This is a genomic window from Croceicoccus gelatinilyticus (assembly GCF_018398395.1).
Lineage (GTDB): Bacteria > Pseudomonadota > Alphaproteobacteria > Sphingomonadales > Sphingomonadaceae > Croceicoccus > Croceicoccus gelatinilyticus.
Window position 1 is genome coordinate 38,060 of sequence record NZ_JAHCBF010000012.1, and the last position, 18,982, is coordinate 57,041.

At 58.4% G+C, this 18,982-nt stretch carries 11 protein-coding genes; 4 read left to right on the forward strand and 7 right to left on the reverse strand.

The window, feature by feature from the left end; translation table 11 throughout:
- Window positions 1-3: 3 nt before the first annotated feature.
- From KIH45_RS17230 to KIH45_RS17250, 5 genes are all read right to left on the reverse strand, one after another.
- Entirely contained in the window at window positions 4-1,938 is a 1,935-nt protein-coding gene (locus KIH45_RS17230; RefSeq protein WP_213177236.1) for a site-specific DNA-methyltransferase, read from the reverse strand.
- Between the two features lie 10 nt (window positions 1,939-1,948).
- Complete coding sequence (locus tag KIH45_RS17235) at window positions 1,949-2,629, reverse strand: DUF4391 domain-containing protein (protein ID WP_213177237.1); 681 nt, start codon at window positions 2,627-2,629, stop codon at window positions 1,949-1,951.
- Entirely contained in the window at window positions 2,626-5,862 is a 3,237-nt protein-coding gene (locus tag KIH45_RS17240; RefSeq protein WP_225900020.1) for a helicase-related protein, read from the reverse strand. Before KIH45_RS17240 ends, KIH45_RS17235 begins: the two co-directional genes overlap by 4 nt.
- Before the next feature lie 180 nt (window positions 5,863-6,042).
- Window positions 6,043-7,314, reverse strand: a complete 1,272-nt coding sequence (locus KIH45_RS17245) for a type II toxin-antitoxin system HipA family toxin (RefSeq protein WP_213177238.1) — start codon at window positions 7,312-7,314, stop codon at window positions 6,043-6,045.
- Entirely contained in the window at window positions 7,311-7,568 is a 258-nt protein-coding gene (locus KIH45_RS17250) for a type II toxin-antitoxin system Y4mF family antitoxin (protein ID WP_213177239.1), read from the reverse strand. Before KIH45_RS17250 ends, KIH45_RS17245 begins: the two co-directional genes overlap by 4 nt.
- A 451-nt stretch (window positions 7,569-8,019) precedes the next feature.
- Between KIH45_RS17250 and KIH45_RS17255 the strand changes: the two genes are divergently transcribed.
- From KIH45_RS17255 to KIH45_RS17270, 4 genes are all read left to right on the forward strand, one after another.
- Window positions 8,020-9,165 carry a tyrosine-type recombinase/integrase gene (locus KIH45_RS17255; RefSeq protein ID WP_213177240.1) on the forward strand — a complete coding sequence of 382 codons (1,146 nt, stop codon included), beginning with the start codon at window positions 8,020-8,022 and terminating at the stop codon, window positions 9,163-9,165.
- A 355-nt stretch (window positions 9,166-9,520) separates the two neighbouring features.
- The gene (locus KIH45_RS17260; protein WP_213177241.1) at window positions 9,521-10,954 is read left to right on the forward strand and encodes an SEC-C metal-binding domain-containing protein; all 1,434 of its coding nucleotides are present in this window, start codon (window positions 9,521-9,523) and stop codon (window positions 10,952-10,954) included.
- Window positions 10,951-11,751, forward strand: a complete 801-nt coding sequence (locus KIH45_RS17265) for a hypothetical protein (RefSeq protein ID WP_213177242.1) — start codon at window positions 10,951-10,953, stop codon at window positions 11,749-11,751. The genes KIH45_RS17260 and KIH45_RS17265 overlap by 4 nt, the downstream gene beginning before the upstream one ends.
- Window positions 11,738-14,998 carry a DEAD/DEAH box helicase gene (locus KIH45_RS17270; RefSeq protein ID WP_213177243.1) on the forward strand — a complete coding sequence of 1,087 codons (3,261 nt, stop codon included), beginning with the start codon at window positions 11,738-11,740 and terminating at the stop codon, window positions 14,996-14,998. Before KIH45_RS17265 ends, KIH45_RS17270 begins: the two co-directional genes overlap by 14 nt.
- Before the next feature lie 68 nt (window positions 14,999-15,066).
- Here the strand turns inward: KIH45_RS17270 and mobF are convergent, their stop codons facing one another.
- Both mobF and KIH45_RS17280 read right to left on the reverse strand, forming a co-directional pair.
- Window positions 15,067-18,006, reverse strand: coding sequence for a MobF family relaxase (gene mobF, locus KIH45_RS17275; RefSeq protein WP_213177244.1), 2,940 nt, complete (start codon window positions 18,004-18,006; stop codon window positions 15,067-15,069).
- A gap of 3 nt (window positions 18,007-18,009) precedes the next feature.
- Window positions 18,010-18,315 (reverse strand): hypothetical protein, encoded by a 306-nt coding sequence (locus tag KIH45_RS17280; RefSeq protein ID WP_213177245.1) that lies wholly within the window; start codon window positions 18,313-18,315, stop codon window positions 18,010-18,012.
- Window positions 18,316-18,982: the final 667 nt, after the last annotated feature.

Sequence of the window (18,982 nt, forward strand, 5' to 3'; positions counted from 1 at the left end):
CGCTCAGAGCACCCGGACCTGCGTATCGGGCGCGAGTTGCTTGAAACGGCTGTGGACGTTTTCCTTGGTCGCATCGTCGGCAAAGCCATCGTCGCGGAAGAGGACGCGCAAGGGGGCAAGCGCGGCCATGGCGTCGGCCAGTTCGGTATCGATCCCGCCCTTCCCGCTGCTGTTTGGTTTGGCAAAGCATGCGATCAGCGCCGCGCCTCTGCCGCTGCCGTCTTCCGGCGCATCGACCAGCCAGACAGTGCGCCCGGCCAGATCGCGCTGCTCGATTGGCAGGGTGATATCGACGCCCCAGCGTAACAGCGAGCCGAACAGCAAGTCCTCTTCGCTGCGGTCGTCCTTGATATGGCTGACCATGCCTAGAAGCGCTTCCTGCGTGGCTTCCTTGGGGGTGACGCTGGTGTCGACGAAATTGCCGCTGTCGATGCGAAGCGTCCGAAACCCAGTGTCAAGTTTCCCAACGAGATCAGCATGGTCGCTTAAGATCTTTGCCCCAGCGCGACGGATACGTTCGCGCGAGATTTCGGCAACGTTCTTTATGCCGTACCCCCGTGCGACATGGTCTTCATCGACTTCTTCGGGAAGCTGAACTGCGATCCAAGAAAGATTGGTGGGGCGCTTTGAGGCCAAGCTAAACGCTGCGTGAGCTGTCGTCCCGCTACCTGCGAAAAAGTCCATGACCAATGGTCGATCGCGCGGGTCCAATGCGAGCGATATAAAAGTTTCAAGCAGTTCGATGGGTTTGGGGAATTGCAGCAACACCTTTCCATCGAAACAGGATGAAAGGTCCTCTGTGCCGTGTTGGGTGTAAATGCCATCGATTACGCTGAAGGGCTTTTCGCCCCTTTCGACCCCGTTTTCATCTCGAAGATACTGCTTGTAATTGAGGGTTTTTTGACCTTGCTTGCCTGCGACAATCACATCGTTATTTTCCAGACCGGTCGTAAGTCGCTCCTTCGACCAGATCCACTGTCGCTTTGGGCTTATGATTTCGCCGTTATCCAATTCGACATCGTAGGAGAGATTCGGGCGGTCATCCATGCTCTTAGTCGCTTCGAGCGGCTTGAGACGAAAAGGACCTCGAACTTCAAATTTCTCGTCACGTCCCTTGTAGTATCTTTCTACTTTTGCAGGATCGTAAGGGAGCGAGAATGTGGGGAGGCGCTCAATGTTCTTGGCATAAAGCAGAATATACTCGTGCTGCGTGACGGCATATTTTTCCTTTGGACCTCCACCATAGCTCTTCTTCCAGACGAAACATTCAGTGAAATTCGCATCACCAAAAATTTCATCGCAGACAGTTTTCAGATTCTTCAATTCGAAGTCATCGATACTGATGAAGATCATGCCATCTTCGCGCAGAAGGTTCTTTGCTAGCTTCAGCCTAGGATACATCATGCTGAGCCAATCGGAGTGGAAACGCCCATTGCTCTCAGGGTTAGCTACAAGCCGCCCCGAAGAGTTATTACGCTGACCACTTAGCTCTTCGTAATCATCACGGCTTTGAGTAAAACTGTCCTTGTAGACGAAGTCATTGCCCGTGTTATACGGCGGGTCGATGTAGATCATCTTGACCTTGCCGAGATAGGTCTCCTGCAACAGCTTCAGCGCATCGAGATTGTCGCCTTCGATGAACAGGTTGCGCGTTGTGTCGAAGTCCACGCTTTCTTCGCGCATCGGGCGCAGGGTCTTGTCGATGGGGGTGTTGGCGGTAAGCAGCGCTTGCCGCTTGCCCGGCCAATCGAGCCGGTACCGTTCCGCCGGGCCTTCGACCAGATAATCGGACAGAGCTTGGCGCAGCAGATCAAAATCGACCGAGGGCGCATCCTCGCGCGATCCTTCCGTCCGGCATTCGGGAAACAGCTCGAGCAGCCGCTCAATATTCTGTCGGGTCAGGTCGGGGGTGGAGGCGTCGAGCTTTTCGATGGTCATAGCGCTTCTGTCATTTTGGTACGGTCAATTCTTTCAGCGCGGCCTGGGCGGCGCGCAATTCACGGTTGATCTCGGTCTTGCGGGCAAAGTCCCCCTCGCGGCGCAATTGCAATTGCAGCCGTTCGACAGCTTTGCCCTGTGTGGCGATTTTGCTCAAGCGTTCTGCCTGCGCGCGTAAGCTCTCTCCCCCGCGCGCGCCATGCGGCCAGAGCGAACGGAGCAGCCCGGCATAGAGCCCCTCCAGACTTGCTGCCTGAGGCAAAGGCGCGCGGGCTTGCGTTTCGGCCAACCATGCGCCGCGCCAGTGTTCCAGTGTTACGGTTTGCGCCTTATCCGCATCGCTGCGCCGTTTGTAGGCGGCTGCGAGCATCACCTCGTCCCCATCGGGCGCATGGCGCACCAGTTCGAAGATAATCGGATGCGGAATAGCCTTGTCGATATGGGCGAGCACGCGGTCGTCGATCTTGTCGCCGCGCAGGGTGAGATGGAACACCTCCACCTCGTCCACACCGCCCGCTGCTGGCAAATTCACGCTGCGCTCGAACAGTTTGAACGCCCAGTCGATCCGCTGCACCTGCGCGTCATAAAGTGCGCGGATCGCCTTGCCCCCGCCCGCCTGCCGAAACAGACGGTCGCGCGGAATGCGGTTCTCCACCTTTGCCGCAGCAGGCCAGGCGAACAGCGTGCTCATGCAGTGGTGTCGCGCACCACGAGGAAGGCGATCAATTCAAAGTCATCGATACCAGCCACCTCGCCGATCAGCGCGGTGGTCGGCCCGCTGGCAAACAGGCTGTCGATATCGCGCCCCTGCTTCTCCTCGATCATAGAGCGGATCGCATCGGAAAGCAGATCCGAATATTTCTCCATCCGCCGGCCGTCTTCGGTCTCTCGGTTGAAGGGTTCGTAGAGTGCAGGATCGGGCTCCGTCCGGTTGCGCGCTGCGGCCCTGAGCATGTCGAGCGCGTGCTTGGGATCGGTGTGGCGGACAACTGCCTCGCCGTTTTCCTTCACATAGACGAGGTAGAAGGGATGCAGTCGGTTATGCTGTTTCAGCTCCGCCTCCGCATCCAAATTGCGCAGGCAGAAGATGACGCCGGGGGGCAGCTTGGGGCCAGCCGGAACGATGGCGTGCATGCCAAGCGGCGCATCATCGAGGCTGCCATTGTCGCGCACCCAGCTGACCAGATCCATGCGGAAGTCGTTGAGGCCCAGGTCGGTGATGCCGACGCCCTGCCGCAGGTCCTCCAGATCGACGACTTCTTCCTGCATCTTGCGAAGCTGCTCGCGGCGATATTCGACATCGTTCTCGCGCGCAGTGAGCGGGTTATCGTCGCCTGTCGCGGTGAGGTCAGCGATGACCATGCGGCCTTCGACGCGGTCCTTGAGATTGATGTAGTCGTCGAGCTCGATATCAGGCCAGTAGCTGACGAGCTGGATGCACGCATTCTTGCTGCCGATACGGTCGACGCGGCCGAAGCGCTGGATGATCCGGACCGGGTTCCAGTGAATGTCGTAATTCACCACCATGTCGCAGTCCTGAAGGTTCTGACCTTCGGAAATGCAATCAGTGGCGATCATGATGTCGATCTCGCGGGTTTCGCTCTTGAGGCGTTCGATCTGCGCCTTCTTTTTGGAAACCGGCGAGAAGAGCGCGAGCACGGCGTTGAAGTCGAAGCCGTGACCGAGCGTTGTCTTTGGCCCGCCGGAGCCGGTGACTAGGGCAGAGTGCCGCCCGTCCTTCGCCGCAATAAAGCCAGCGATCTGATCGTAGAGATACTCTGCGGTATCGGCGAAGGCGGTGAAGATGAGCAGCTTTCCATTGCCCTCGTTGATCGGATCCGTGCGCTTGCGCTGGATGAAGTCGATCAGATGCTGGAGCTTCTCGTCATGCTCGGGCTCAACCCGCTCCATTTCTGCGAGCAGTCCGTCGATCAGCGCAACATCGCCTTCGAGATCGTGGCGGTAGGAGAGCAGGTCCATGTCCTCGAGCGCGACGCGAACCTGACCGCGTTCGAGTTCGGTTGGCACGTCATCTTCATCATCGGGGCGTTCAATTTCATAGGCGTAGGCTGAACCGCCTCCACGCTCGAATTGGGCGATGGCTTTGAGGGTTGCGTGATGCGTGGCAGAAAGGCGGGATAGAGTGAGCCGGAAAGCTTCAACCGAACTCTCCAGCCGCTTGAGCAGGTTGACACGCATCAGCGCCTTGATCGAGCTCTCGCGGTCGGTGCCTTTGAGGACGTTGGTTTCGGTCGCGGTGTCGTATTGCGAGTACTTGTCTTTTCGGCTCGGCTGGACGTAAGTCAGCGGCGCGTAGACCGCGAGGTTGAGCTTGCTTAGCTCGTCATAAATGTCGTTGAAGGTCGGGACATCAGGCCTGTCCGTGAGCGCGGGCCTGAACGTCGCTGGCTTCAACCGCTCCGGAAAGCCGCCGATTTCCTCGGTGTCATAATAGGTCGTGATGTGCCGCCGCGACCGCGCGATCGTCACGCTGTCGAGCAGGTCAAAGAAGGCAAAATCGAGCCGATCAAGAATGGCAGCGGGGGTGCGCTCATCGAGCGGGAGTTCCTCCCATTCGTTGAAAGCACGCTGGGCCTGCCGAAAAATCTCCTCGATCGTCTGGTTGGTGCCAAGCTTCTCCGCAAACGCCTTGCTGTCGCCCTCATATGCGAGTGCGAGTTGGTTCTTTAGGTCAGCAAACCGGTTGTTCACCGGCGTGGCCGACAACATTAGCACCTTGGTCTGTACTCCCGCCCGGATGACCTTGTTCAACAAAGCCCGGTAACGCGTCTCCGCCTCGCCCTGCGCCAGGGTCGCGTCATCGTTCCGGAAGTTGTGTGACTCGTCGATGACGATGAGATCGTAATTACCCCAATTCACCTGATCGAGCGGCATGCCCATCGAATGCCCGCTCGAACGCAACAGGTCCGTATGCGCAAGAACGTCGTAGTTCAGCCGATCCTCGGCGAGGATGTTGGTGGTTAAGTTTTTATTATAGGTATGCCAGTTGTCCGCGAGCTTCTTAGGACAGAGAACTAGGACCGATTTGTTTCGCAGCTCGTAATATTTGATTACCGCAAGCGCGGTGAAGGTTTTGCCAAGGCCAACGCTGTCCGCCAGAATGCAACCGTTGAAAGTCTCTAGCTTGTTGATCAGGCCGAGCGCGGCATCCTGCTGGAACTTGTACAGCGTGTTCCAGACTTTCGTTTCCCGGAACCCTGTCCGATCATTCGGCAACAGGTCCTCGTTAATGTCCTCCAGAAACGTCCGGAAGATAATCGAGAGCATCAGGTGATAAATGCGGGCAGGCGAGTTCTCAGCATAGACCTGTTCGAGCTGCTTACAGAGCGCATCGCTCACGTCTTGCAGTCGATCAGGCTGCTGCCAGAGTTGGTCAAAGAGACTAACGTAGCGTGAGACTGCAGGATCATCTGTGATCTTGTTTATCATGGTCAGGTTGCCAGGCTGGTAACCCAAGTCGGCGGTCGTAAAGCCGTGAAGGCCGGTGTAAACAGCGCTCGACGTGTCTCCGGTTGCGCAAAGGAATGAGGGTATTGGATCCTTGGGATTAGATTTGAAACTACCTTTTGCGCGTATCCAGTCGGCGCATTGACGCGCCAAAGCACGGGTCGTCATCTTGTTTCGAAGTCGAATCTCAAACGGCGTACCGGCAAGGTCTCGACGGTTCATCACCGGTGGAATGATAAACTCTCGATGCTGGCTCTTTCCTGGTCCGTGATCAGTGGCGAATGACGGTCCGGTAAAAATAAAATCGAAACTCTCGACGTTTTGCAGCTGCTGCTCGAGCGAAGCAAATGCATGAATAGAAAATGAGGCAGCCGCAATTTTGATTGCCTGCTTGTTTCCAAGCTCTGATTGCAGATCGTCGCCAAAGAGCGAACTTATATTGTCCAGTATTTCCATACGACCCTTGAAGCGCGAATTCGTCACCTAGGCAACCGGCCTTGGTCGGCGATCCGCTAATGTAAGCAATGATTTGCGAAGACATTTTTACCAGCCTAAATTGGGGAGCGTCGAGATATAGCGTTCCCCTGAAACTCGAAAGTGGTTGGCAAATGGTAGTGGTGCCTTCAGCATTTGGCCTCAGACCTCCAAGAGCTTAAGCGCAGCAACGCTGGCGCGGGCAGATAATGCTTCGGCAACTGGCGCGACAGCATCCTCAGGCGGATTGCCGTGCACCGCGACGCCCTTCTCAATTTCTTTCGTCACCGCTTCAGCAAGGTCACTTACCCGGCGGCGAATGTATGGGGCACCTAGCCCTGCCTCCTCCGCGAACCTCGCCACACTATCTCTGTCAAATTCTTCGAGTGTCGCCGCGCGGCCAAAGCGCATTGCGAGCTTGGGGGAGAGCTCTTCCCACATATGCGTGGCAACGAGATCGTAGAGCGGGGCAAGCACCACCTCGCCGTTCTCCCGGCGCAGCAGACTGTAATTCTTCGCGTGGGCATCGGCGTTGCCGATGATGAGATTGAAGATCGCCGCGTCGGCGAGCTTCAGCACTTCGCGTGCTGGCCGCGTCGCAGCGCTGCGCAACAGCGCGAAGCTATCGCGGAAAGCCGGCCCGCCCTCCGCCGCGTATTTGCGGTTTGAGGGGACGCTAAGTGCCTGAGCAAAGTCTTCCTGATGCAGGCGTTTCGTTTTTCCCTCGACCGACATCCGGTCAAAGCGTTCGACCAGCAGCAACGGCTTGCCCGCCGCCTCGCGCCACTCTGCGTGGGCACCATCAATGCCCACCGCGCGCGCCAGTGCGAGGCAGAAGGCCTCATTCGCAGCTAACCCGGCAAAGCGATCCGGTTCAGGCTTGATCAGATGCGTGGATGGTTCTCCAGGGCGAGGGATCGCAATGCCACCGTCTACATTGAGCACCACCGGCAGTTTGCTCTGTGCCCCTGCAAGGCTGAGCCTCGCGCCGCCCTCGCCTGCCAGCATGGGCACAGCTGGCAACCGATCGAGCAGTTTCGCTAGCTCGCCCTCTTGGAGTGGTTCTGGAGCGGTCTTGGAGTAATCTCGAAGCGGCACTTCGTCTTTGGGCAGGAAGGCTAGAGCACCGGCAACATCTCCGCCCAAGGCCTCAAGCAGCCGAAAAGGATTGTCGGGCGAAACTCCAAGTGCCCGAGCGATAGCGGTACGCTGGCTTTCTTCGGGAAGCAGCCCGCCAAAAACGGCCTTGCAAGCATGGTCTTTAAATGGCTCTTGCTGCTTGGGCATCGCATGGGAAAGCGCCGGGGCAGTTTTATCATCCAGCCATTCAGGCGCATATGCGAAATGCATCGCGCCACCTTTGTCGATCGAGAGCTCGCCTGTCTGGCGCTCTTCCCACCAGACCACCAACGTATCTAAGATTGGCAGCGTCACTCCGACTCATCCTCGTTGAGCGTGTCCGGTCGACCCGCAATCACTATCCCGTCGGGCCGCTTGACCTGAAGTTCACAACCAAGTGCGGCGAGAACATTGAGCGCTTTACCCATTTGGACAGTGGGCTTCCCCCGCTCCAATTCGACGAGGAAGCGCAAACCGACGCCGCTTGCAGCGGCCAACTCGTCCTGTCGCAGACCAAGCTCCTTGCGTTCTTCGCGAATGATTTGGCCGATAGCGGCAACATCGAGCATGAGCACCTCCTTTCCCGATCGGGAAATCTACGCAGATAGTCGATCAAATTCAAGATATTTTTCCCGAAAGGGACATTTACCATTCAAAAGGCGGCTTTGAAAAGTGCAATTTCCCGTTCGGGACATATTACACGCTTCGAAAATTTCGTGACACTGAGCCTAAAGTTACTCAAAGTCAGAGGCTCAAATCGCGGTTCAGCGAAGTCGGGGAGAAAATGTGGTAAAGCGCCCTCGAAGAGTTTCGCATTTCCACTAAATCACAAGTGATTGCATCAGCCCACTTGCCACCTCCGTCTCCGCCACCTCGCTTTTCCCAGACAATCCCTTATAGTCCTCAAACCCGCAGAAATGCGGCGTTTTTTCGCTTTTCGCCGTCCGCATAGTTCCCTATATGTTCTTATGCATCCGGCGTCGAGTGTGGGTCTGGATGTGGGTCTGAGAGGAACGAGCAATGGGCAAACTGACGGCGATGGGAGTAAAGAATCTCACAGAACCAGGTCGCTATTCAGATGGAGAGGGTTTGATCCTCAAACTCGCCGCAAAGGGTAAAGGTAGCTGGATTGTCCGCATTCAGGCCGATGGAAAGCGCCGAGACTTCGGTTTAGGTCCACTTTCCGAGCTGCCGCTGGCCGATGCTCGCGAGGCCGCGCGGGCTCTCCGCAAGGAGGTGAAAGCGGGCGTCGACGTTCTCGCAGAGCGGGAAAAGGAAGCGTTGGTCATCCCCACTTTCAGCGACGCTGCCAAGCTCGTGCATGAAGAACACAAGGCCGCGTGGAAGAACGGCAAGCACCAAGCCCAATGGATCAAGACGCTTGAAACCTATGCCTTCCCGACTTTGGGCGACAAACTCGTTTCGGACATTGAGGGCCCTGCAATCCGCGATGCGCTTTCTCCGATCTGGCTGACGAAGCCAGAAACCGCGCGGCGGGTACGGCAACGAATCGGATCGGTACTGGATTGGGCCTGCGCCAAGGGTTTTCGCGAGACTGAAGCCCCGATGCGGTCGGTACTCCGTGGCTTGCCGCGCCAGCCCAAGAAGCAAGGCCACCTGTCAGCAATGCCTTATCAGGAACTCCCCGCGTTCTTCACATGGCTGCGCGGGCGCTCCTCGGTCGGTCGTCTTGCCTTGGAGTTTGTGATCTTGAACGCCTCTCGCTCCGGCGAAGTCCGCGGTGCCTCTTGGAACGAAATCGACCTCAAGAAGAAGCTCTGGACGATCCCCGCCGAACGCATGAAAGCAGGGACTGCCCACGTTGTCCCGCTTTCGGAAGCGGCCTTGGACGTTCTTAAGCGAGCGAAAGCATTTCGCTCCCCTGTCAGCGATCTAATCTTTCCGGGCCAGAACCCGCGTCGGTACCTTTCCGATATGACCTTGCTGAAAATTCTGCGCGACAAAGGCCACGATTATACCGTCCACGGCTTTCGCTCATCGTTTCGCGATTGGGTTGCGGAAAAGACGAACTATCCAGGCGAGGTCGCAGAGGCAGCACTGGCCCATACGATCACAAACAAAGTCGAAGCGGCCTATCGACGCACGGACTATCTCGGCAAGCGCAAGCCAATGATGGCGGACTGGGCGAATTTCGTGGCCGGCTGAACGTGCGAATACGGATGGCGGCTTTGCGCCCCAATTTCGGTCATTAAAGTTCCGACGCTAATTGTCTGAAAGCAGCCGTTGGCACATGCGCAAAAAAAATCAAAACACTGCCCGAAAGTGCAGGGAGTACCTCGGATTTGCCGATCAGCTCAAGCCGCCCGTCGGTCATCCCTAGGTTAAGTTGATTTCAAATGATCTGCCGAAATAGAATTTGAACTCACACAAGCCGTTCGGAAATCTTTCTTGTTCGGCGAGCCTCTGCTAAGTATTTGGCGAGCAAGCTTTTGGCCAAAATGAAGCGGGACGTTGCACCGATCATGCAATCGAAATTTTTGCGACCAACAGCGACAAGAACATGAAATCCGCGACGTCTCGTCCATTAGCGTATCCGCGCCGCAATGACGCATGCCTTTGCGGATCGGGAAAGCAATTCCGCCAGTGCTGCCGCGACCATTTGCCCGGATTTGCCATGGGAGAAGCGTGGCGCGAACCTGCGCGTAATAAGCAATGGCCTAAGGTACTTCGCGCCATTCGCGCAGACCTCACGCAATATACGATCTACCACCGCACCAATACGGTGCCATTGATGCGACGGCTGCCGCCAGAGGGAATTGCAATCCTCAGCATCGACATTGAGGCGCTACACGAGTCCGTCGAGCAGCTCACTGGTATATACGGACGCCTCAGCCGGTTGGCAGAGTTGCCTCAAGTGTTCGAACGATTGCGTGCCAACATCGACGATCCACGCTGGCAGCGAAAGCTGACTTACCACCAGGCGATGGTGGCACACCTTCTCGACGACGCCGCGGGGGCTAGGCGAGAATTGGCCAAGCTGGGGCTGATCACGGCGCAGGAAGCAGACCTCGATGTTCTCCAGCTCCACATCGACATCAATGGGGATACGATCCCGCTCGTCGAAAAGCTGCGCCTTTATGATCGTGTCCTCGAGCTGACGACATCGCGAAGAGACCGCATCCAATACGCGGCGGCGAAGGGTGTGGAATTGACGTTGGCAGGCGACACCGCCGGCGCGATTGCGGTCTGCGATGAATCGCTCAACGCCGCGCGGGAATCCGAAGAAGAACGACCGTTCGGGCCTGACACGCAATTGTGGTTCTGCAAGCTGCTGGAAGTGGCCGGCATCGCGAAACACCATCGAGCTTATTTTGACGATGCGTCCGAACGGCTGCGGGCACTCGTTGAGCTGACAGATCACTGGACGCCCGCCGGCCTCGGTCACGTCAATCGTTGTCTCGGTGACGTTCTCCGCTTAGCCGGGCAATGGGAAGACGGTGCTGCTGCCTATTCTGCGGGATATGATTTGGACGGCGACCCTGCCTGCCGCATCTTCGAGGCGAGCTGCCGGCTGATGCAGCGCCGCGCGATTGATGCGCTCGAGATCATCGAATCCGTCGATTTCGAGACTCTGGAGGTGCCGGAACGCGCAGACTACGCAATCGCTTATGCGGCCATCGCTATCGCCCTGCGCGACAGAGCAAGGCTCGACGATGCCGCCGCCAAGCTCAAGGCGATCTCTCCAGTTCGGCAATACTTCGCTCATGAGAACGTCAGGTATCAACTCGCGATTGAACGAGCACGGGCCGCGATTTCGGCCGGTACGCCAGTGCCAAAATCAAGCCGCCTTCTCGACTGGATCAGCTCGATGTCGCGCTGGTTCATGGTTCAGCCCAACATCGCCGGGATCGGCCTCAACCTGAATAACATGGTCGATGACGCGATCGCCGCCCGCCGCGGGAAACGGCCTACCGACGAAGAGGGCAGCGAGTGACCCTTGTCGTAGAACCCACAGCCATATTGCCGCAGTGCTTGGGGTCGGTCTGGACTGTCGCCGATCCGGACGAGCTGGCCGAGGTTTGTGCGCAAATCCTCATAGGCCGCGCACTTCACGCCGCGATGATTCTCGACGGCGTCCATCCGGCAGGCACGCCTCCGATCGTTAGCGCGGCTTTAAAGGAAAAGCTCCGCCTGGAACTGCATCCCCAAACCGATCCAAAGATCTGGCATCGAGACGGCCTCTTGTTCGAAATCATTAGCTGGGTCGCTGCCCGCTTGACCGCGACTGTTGACGACGCAATTTCTGATCCGCACCTGAAGGCGACCAACCAAGGTACCGACTGCGTCAAGGTGACGATCGATCCGGGGACGCGGACGCTTACACGAGCAACCGTCTATGAGTACAAATGCACGACCAATTGGCGGCAGCTGTTCTCGCAGGACGTCCTAGCGGCTTTTCGGGAATATGTTTCGGGAGAGCGCGACAACCAACTCGCGCAGGCAGCGATCACACTTTTGATTGGCTTGGGCTTCACACCCCAAGAACGCAACGTAGCCTACGATGAGCTGATCCGAACGCGACCGCTCGCATTCCAGGCTTCGTTAACCGTTGCGCCAAGCGGCTTCACTGCCGAGCAGCGCCTTGCTCTTTTTTCGGGCTATGACACGATTGCCGGCGATGTCACCACGCGCGGCGGCGATACTATGCCGCTCGACGACGTGCGCGCATGGTTCGAAGATTTCTCTGGACGGGTTTGGGCAAGAATCGAGGCGTTCGATGTTCGACGCTGAAACTGCGGCGCTCATCCGATCGGCACCGCCTTTGCGCGGTATCGACCCGCAAATCCTGCCACAAGAACTCACTAGTATTTACGCCGAGCTTGCCGGCCTGCGCCTTCGCGCGGCGCAACTTGCCGACGCGCCGGATTATATTGCCCAGATCGAACGTCTCTCGCGTATTGCGGCAGTCTACGAAGCACAAGTCGATGACACCGTCGACGGCGAAGCACGCCGGGCCGCAGCTTTTGTCGCCGGCACGGCCTATCAGATTCTCGGACGCGTATTGCCTGCGATACCTGACCGCACCACGTTCCTAAGTGCGGCGGCAATCCATCCGCGGATTGCCGCGCCGCTGCTGTTTCTGATCGCCGAGCAAAGCCCAGATGCGCGTGAGGCGACGCGCGGGCTCACTGGCGACCGCCTCGAAGACATTCACCGCGGGGCCCTGCTCGAGAGCATCCAGGATTTGGCGCAAGAGAGGTTCACCGCGATCCTCGAGCGCGCGGAACGCTTGGCGCGCCTACAGCCTTCTCCGGGCGAAGGCCTCACCGAACAGGCGACACAGGGTCTCTATGGCCTCTGCTGGGCCGGCCTCGTCCATCTGGTCGCACGCCTTCTCGCCCAAGTACCGCCCGTTCTGGCATATCCACTCCTGGACACCCCACAGGCCTTGTTCGATCGCGTCACGCAACTGGCCGTCGCCAACTTCGAAGCACCTGGGCCCGGTGCCCGCCTCGTCTCAGCTTATGCCGGCCCACGTCATCTTGCACGATTGCTCCGGCATGTTGCCGATGGCCTAGAGGGAGCCGGCATAGCCAATCTACCGGCGCCTGTCGGAGCGGCCGAACCGGCCTGGCGGCGCTGGCTGCGCCACCGCGCTCTGACAAAGCCTACGCTTTGGCCCAATCATCGCCAAGCCATTGCGACTGGATTTCTCGACGCCGGCACCTCCGGTGTCCTAGTTCTGCCCACCGGGGCTGGGAAGACGACCCTATCCGAATTGAAAATTGCCGCGACGCTAAGTGCCGGCCGGAAGGTAATCTTCCTTGTTCCCACGTTGGCACTCGTCGATCAGCTACGCGACGACCTTGCCGAAAGCTTCCCTAAGAGCCTCGCCAATTACGAGATTTCAGCCGATGGAGATCTCGTCGCGTTTATCTCCGGTCCTGAACTTGGCGCGATCGAGGTGATGACGCCGGAGCGTCTACTCGCAGTTCTTAGCTTTGCCGATGCGGACGTCACTGAACTAGGCCTAATCGTCTTTGATGAATGCCACCTCCTAAGCCCAACAGGCGGAGGCGCGCGGAGCGTCGACGCGATGCTTTGTCTCCTTCATGCCCTCCGGCGAGCGCCCGATGCCGACTATTTGCTGCTGTCAGCGATGCTGCAAAACGCCCCTGATGTCGCGGAGTGGCTCGGCCAGCTCACTGGCCGTCCTTGCATCAGCTTTCTCGACCCGTGGAAGCCTAGCCGACAGGCTCGCGGCGTCGTTACCTATTCGGAAAACCAGCTGACCAGGGCGAATCAGGTCGTCCGAGCTGCAAATTTCGCCAAGCGCAACGGACAGCCTGCGAACAAGCCACCGCTTGAGTTGGTGCCATTCGCCCTCTTCGGGCTGCACAACGCCTGGGCGCGCAACGCACCTGCCGATCGCCGCATTGTTCGACTTTCTGACGGCAACGTGCGGTTGAACTACGGCGTCGGCGGAGCAACTCCAAACTCCAACGAAGTCGGTGGTTCCTTCGCCGCTAGTGCCGCTCGCGCAGGATTGAAGACAATCATGTTTGTCAATCAGGCCGATCACGCTCCCAGCACCGCGCGACGAATCAGAGCTGGCCTCCAACCTGTTGGCGCACTTACAGAATTTGAGAACAATCTCTGGACCGAGATCATCGCCGAGCTCGGTGGGCCGCAGCACTCGCTGCTGGATCCCACTGCGCCCGCGCTACCCCACAATGGTGACATGATTGCTATCGAGCGACGTATGGCTGAGTCGCTTTTTCGGCGACGCGACGGCGCAAGCATTATCGTTGCGACGCCGACGCTCGCCCAAGGTATGAACTTGCCGGCTGAGGTCGCCATCCTGGCAGGGACAATGCGCCATGACGAAGATGGGCGCGAGCCACTCAAAGGCCACGAGATTCTTAATGCTGCCGGTCGCGCAGGCCGCGCGGGCCACCTCGCCAACGGGACAGTCCTGCTGATTCCAGAGCCGCCGGTCGCCTTTGACGCGAATTGGGTTCCGACCGGCGCGGCGTTCGATATGCTCGGAAAGGTGCTGCCTACAAACGACCAATGCGTCATGATCGACGACCCTCTGACGTCCTTGCTCGACCGCATCCAGCTCGGCGACGTTGATTCCCCAGATGTACGCTACTTTTTGAGCCGCTTGCGCGCTGGCGACGGCGAGGAGCAGGATGTCGATCGCCCGATCCAAATGATGAGCCGTTCGTTCGCAGCCTTTCAGGCACGAAGGGCCGGCAATGAGGCGGCTTTTGATGCCAAGATCGCTTCGCTAAGGGGAGCGCTTGACGCCGATGCCCAAGCAGCCGAGGTTGTGACGGTGAAGGTCGCCGCATTCAGCGGCATGCAGCTCGAACCTCTGACGGCGCTCACCACACGCATTACGGCGGAGATTGACGATCTGCCGACATCGATCATCGATTGGTGCGATTGGCTAGTCGATTTCATGATCGCCGACCGGCGTAGCTACGCGTTGCTCTTCGGCCGCGATGTTGAGACGGTCAAGGCGGTCACGCGCGGCCGGAAGACCGGGGGAGATAGCACCGACGCTGAGATAGGATTGTTGAAGCCGGCTCTGCGAGCTTGGCTGAGTGGTGCTCCGTTCGCCACCATTGAGGCTGCACTTGGCGTCATGCCCGCCCAGATCAGGACCTGCAAACGGTCCCGGGACTTCGTGCTGCGGCTAATGAATCGGAGGTTCTACATGATTGCGGGAGCGCTCACCGCGCTCGTCCAACATGCACTTGACGAGGCCGGCAAGGTTTCAGCTAATCCCGCGGTCCTGGAAATCCTTGCGATCGCTATTCGCAAGGGTCTCGATTCGCCGGAAAAGGTCGCGTTCGCCCATCGATCGCCCTCGATCCGCTCGCGCGTACTCACCCATCGCGCTTATGCCGAACAGGTTCCCGGTCGCCAGGACCAGTTAGGCGCTGATTTTCAGACGATTCTTCGGTCGATTGACGCCCATTTAGCCTTCGGCAGATTTCAGGCTGGTGAGCGCGCTCCGGAACCTTGAATGGCGGCATCAGCCAGATCGTCGCCAATAGCCGCCATTCAGCTAGCGGCCCAATTCCAGTCAAACCATCAAAGGCCAATATCGAACGGTTTGACCCGCTCCTTGGCTAGCTCGGGAGCCTTCTCGGGTTCAGCCTGTCGATCAGAGTTAGTCGCTTGGATTTGACCCAGCCTGAATCCCTTCGCCGCCGATATGCCAAGTCGCTCGGTGATTTCAGCGGCTGATGTCTTCTCGCCCAGATTGGTCGCAATCCCTCGCCCAACTTTGTCTCGGTTGTCGACAATCAGCGTGAGCTCGTCTCGCAGGCGCGTGATCGTGACGAGGAAATTGCGCTGCGAGAGCAGTCGCCGCTCGCGACTGTCGAGCACGGCGATGCCCTTATCTGCCGTGAGGCCCTGCGCCATGTGAGCGTTGAGCGCGTAGGCGAGGTCGATCCGCTTCAACATCGGGTCATTCGGCTTCAGCTTATGCTCCATGCCGCTGGAGCTGGTGACGGTCACCCCATCCTGATCGATCGCGGTCACGGTTGCGCGGTCTGCATTTATCATTCCGCGCTGGTGATCGCTCGCAGTCCATCTGATCGCGTCTCCGGTGTACAGATCGAGATCCTTCTTCTCGAACAGCTGCAATGTTTGGTCGCTGCCCTTCGCCGACAACCTCGCTGGCACGAAGCGGCGCAAATGCCCCCGCTCATCGCGAAGCGTAACAACGCCCTTCTCAGTATCGACGGCGGCGATCTCATGGCTTCCGCGCCCAAGCCTATGGCGCGATTGGCGGCTTGCCACTTCAAGCATCATGCCCGGTTGATAGTTGCGCGCGTAGCGCAATTCCTCGCGTGTCGCATTCACACGGGTCAGAACCGCAAGCCTTGCGCTTGCTGGTCCGATTTCGCCATTGGCGGCGAGCCCGGTTTGAACGGCGGCATTTATCTCGGAGCGCAACCGACGACCTGCCGCGAAGATCGATGTGCGTTCGCGCTCGGCAGGCGGAAGGGACAGCCAGCGTTCCGCCGCGACGATTGCGCTGTCCTCCTGGACCTCGACGATATGATCCTTGAGATGTTCGAGTGCATCGCTGGTTTTGCCCGACTGGGCCGCCTGCTGCGCCCTCTTCAATGTATCTGAGCGCGCACGAAGATTGTGATCCATGCGCGCCGTTTCGGCCCCGACGCGCTGCGCAAGAGCGAAGGGCTTGCCCGCTTCGACAGCCCCTAACTGTTTTTCGTCGCCCATGAGAACGAGGCGATCGACTTTGAGCAGATTGGCAAGACGGATTAGGCGGTCCTGGTCGCGGGTAGAAACCATTGAGGCTTCGTCGAGAACGAGAACAGTGTCGCGATAATCTTCGCGCGCAGCGGCGATCTCGGCTTTGCCTGCCGAGCCATCAAGGAGCTTACGATTCTGTCCAAGAAAGCGGTGCAAGGTCATCGACGGAATGCCCGTATCCTTCTCCAGCATGCGCACCAGTGTGTTCTGGACCCCGAGACCGATGACCCTCTTGCCATGCTCTTCCAGAAGCTGATTAAGTGGGCGCAACATACTTGATTTGCCCGCTCCTGCCACACCCTGGACGGCTACGACGCGATTGCTCGAAGACAGGATCAATCGGCCTGCTGCCTCCTGGCCGGCGTTTAGCTTCATGCCGTAGTTGATAGCCGCCGAAGCTTGCAGATACGGTCCTGCGGTCTGCGCGTCGAGGATAGGATGAGCTGCGCCGTTGCCCTTCTCGATCTCGGCCAACATGCGAGTCTCCAGCGCCAACGCATTGGATGTGGTCAACCACCCTTTTTGCGAGCCTCGCCCGCGTAACAGCGCGCCCTGCTTCGCGAGTTGCTCAATGCGTTTTTCGACTGACTTCATCGTCGTCGGCAACCCGAAATCGAGCGCAGCCTTGGCGAGATCGGTGGCCTTAAAGGCCGCCTCCCGCTCGGACAAATGCCGCACCGCCGATGCAACCGCGTGGGCCGTCGCAATATCTTCCCGGCCTTTCATATGAAGCCGCTTGGGAATGAGCGGATCGCCCTCCTTGATGCCCATTTTCTCGGCAACGCTGGCGATCATTGCCTTGCCCCGTTCAAGTAAAGTGGGGCGATCATTTGCCCGCTTCATTGCCGCAACAGTCAACTCGTGTGAACGCAGCTTCGCGTCGCGCACCATGCCTTCAAGGTCGAGCCTCTGATCCCAAGCCTGTCCTTCCCATTGGGCCATCAAGGCACCGCGATCGACATCGCTTTGTTTGGCCTGCCGGGTCGCCAGCGTCGCCACCAGACCAGCCTCGAGCCCGCCGCCGCGTCGGGCTTCGAGCACCTCCTGCCGTCGCGTCGAGAAGGCCATCACCGCGTTACGGTCGATGCCCTTGGCTTCGAAATTGCCATGCTTTCCGAATGCGCCGATCCAGTAGCCAAGCTTCTCTACCTCGATTCGGAAGCGCGCCATTGTCATGGCATTGAGCAAGGTATTGTGCTGCCACAGCTTGTCGTTACGCAGCGCTCTCCACTTGCCGTCCTTGTCCTGCGTCATGTTGGCGACGACGGCGTGGAAGTGCAGGTTCGGTTCCTGATTGCGATTGGTGTCGTGCTGGAACAGCGCGACGGTCAGGTTGTCGCTGGCATGAAGTCGCTCTTTGCCACCCTTCTCGGTGCGATACTGGGCCGCATTCTTCTCCGCCCATTGGAGGGTTTCGACGACCGCCGAACGGTACGCGTCGATGATCCGTTGATCCTTGCCGACGAGCGCCAGAAGCGACCAGCTTTTGGGCAGCGAAAAGGTCAGGTCTGTCCCGGCGCGGTGATACTGCCCCTGGTGCCCGATCCGTTCGCCAGTGGGCAGTTCGCCGCGCAGAATCGCCTCAAACGCTTTGGCATCAACCGTGCCTGTAAGACCCAACCTTTCGGCACCCTTACCGCCCCAGATGCCGGACCGATCAGCGTCTGCCTTGGTGTAGTAATTGTCGTTGGCGAAGTAGTTCGCAGCACCGCCTGCAGAGCGCACATTGGCAACCGAAAGCATCGCTCAGCGCCCAGCACGCGTGGCTGCCTTGCGTTCGCGATATTCGCGAATGCGTCGTTGGTAAGCGACCACCACGCGGTCCCGCAGTTCCTTATCCTTGTGCGTGCGAAGCCACCCATCAAGGGCGATCTTGGTGAACAGCAGATCGGCCAGAACCTGATCGCGGAACGCCTCGTCCTGGGGCTGCTCCAGAGCCTCGATGACTGTGAGTTTCAGCCACTGGCTGACGCTCATATGCGCTGCATCAGCAGCGGCCTTAACAAGCGCATGAAGGTCTTCGTCGACATAGCATTGAAGGGCAAATCGCACGGCGTCACCTGACGTTTGGCCGACCCTCCACGGCCCAATGACCCCTCTGGACTGACATCAGTCTACGGCAGCGACCACCCTGTAGGAAAACGCTAATTTTCGATGTCAAATTAACGACTTAGCTGCGCGCAACTCACATGTGAGTTCCGGATTGCGGCTTGACATCAGATGACATTACTTGGCGACAGATGCCAAAAAGTCGGTAAAACCGGCAGAAATCCTCGCACCCCAAACACCGGATCTCCGGGTACGGTGTGCGCGAAGTTGTTCCCTATCTGGACCGTTGTGATCGACCGCTTCCCCGCTCGTATTCTGACGGCAAAGGCCTTGGTTTCACGCGGATTTTGTAGCCCATCCGGCGCTTGACGGATAGTCTCTAAGAAGACCTTCGCGATCGCTGAAACCGCGAATTTGTAGCACCTGGCCATTTTCAGGCTGCGATCTTTGACCAACAGACCCAAAGCCCGCGAAGGGCATCATAGCTCACGGCCATATCAGTTTGATGAACGCCGGCAAGAATTTGCCGGGCGTCGTGGTCAGATCAAATTACGTAAACGCCGCGCGTCTTCAGCACTAGACTTGCAGCTCTTTGCTAGGCTCAGGACCCATTGATCCGAGAGGCATGATCTGATTCAGGCTCCGCAAGGAGACTGAACATGAGCGACCT

What these genes read in the sequence shown, in the direction of transcription:
- KIH45_RS17270 (WP_213177243.1), top strand. Translation starts at nt 11,738, where the DNA reads ATGTTCGACGCTGAAACTGCGGCGCTCATCCGATCGGCACCGCCTTTG.
- KIH45_RS17255 (WP_213177240.1), top strand. Translation starts at nt 8,020, where the DNA reads ATGGGCAAACTGACGGCGATGGGAGTAAAGAATCTCACAGAACCAGGT.
- KIH45_RS17235 (WP_213177237.1), bottom strand. Translation starts at nt 2,629, where the DNA reads ATGAGCACGCTGTTCGCCTGGCCTGCTGCGGCAAAGGTGGAGAACCGC.
- KIH45_RS17250 (WP_213177239.1), bottom strand. Translation starts at nt 7,568, where the DNA reads ATGCTCGATGTTGCCGCTATCGGCCAAATCATTCGCGAAGAACGCAAG.
- mobF (WP_213177244.1), bottom strand. Translation starts at nt 18,006, where the DNA reads ATGCTTTCGGTTGCCAATGTGCGCTCTGCAGGCGGTGCTGCGAACTAC.
- KIH45_RS17230 (WP_213177236.1), bottom strand. Translation starts at nt 1,938, where the DNA reads ATGACCATCGAAAAGCTCGACGCCTCCACCCCCGACCTGACCCGACAG.
- KIH45_RS17260 (WP_213177241.1), top strand. Translation starts at nt 9,521, where the DNA reads ATGAAATCCGCGACGTCTCGTCCATTAGCGTATCCGCGCCGCAATGAC.
- KIH45_RS17240 (WP_225900020.1), bottom strand. Translation starts at nt 5,862, where the DNA reads ATGGAAATACTGGACAATATAAGTTCGCTCTTTGGCGACGATCTGCAA.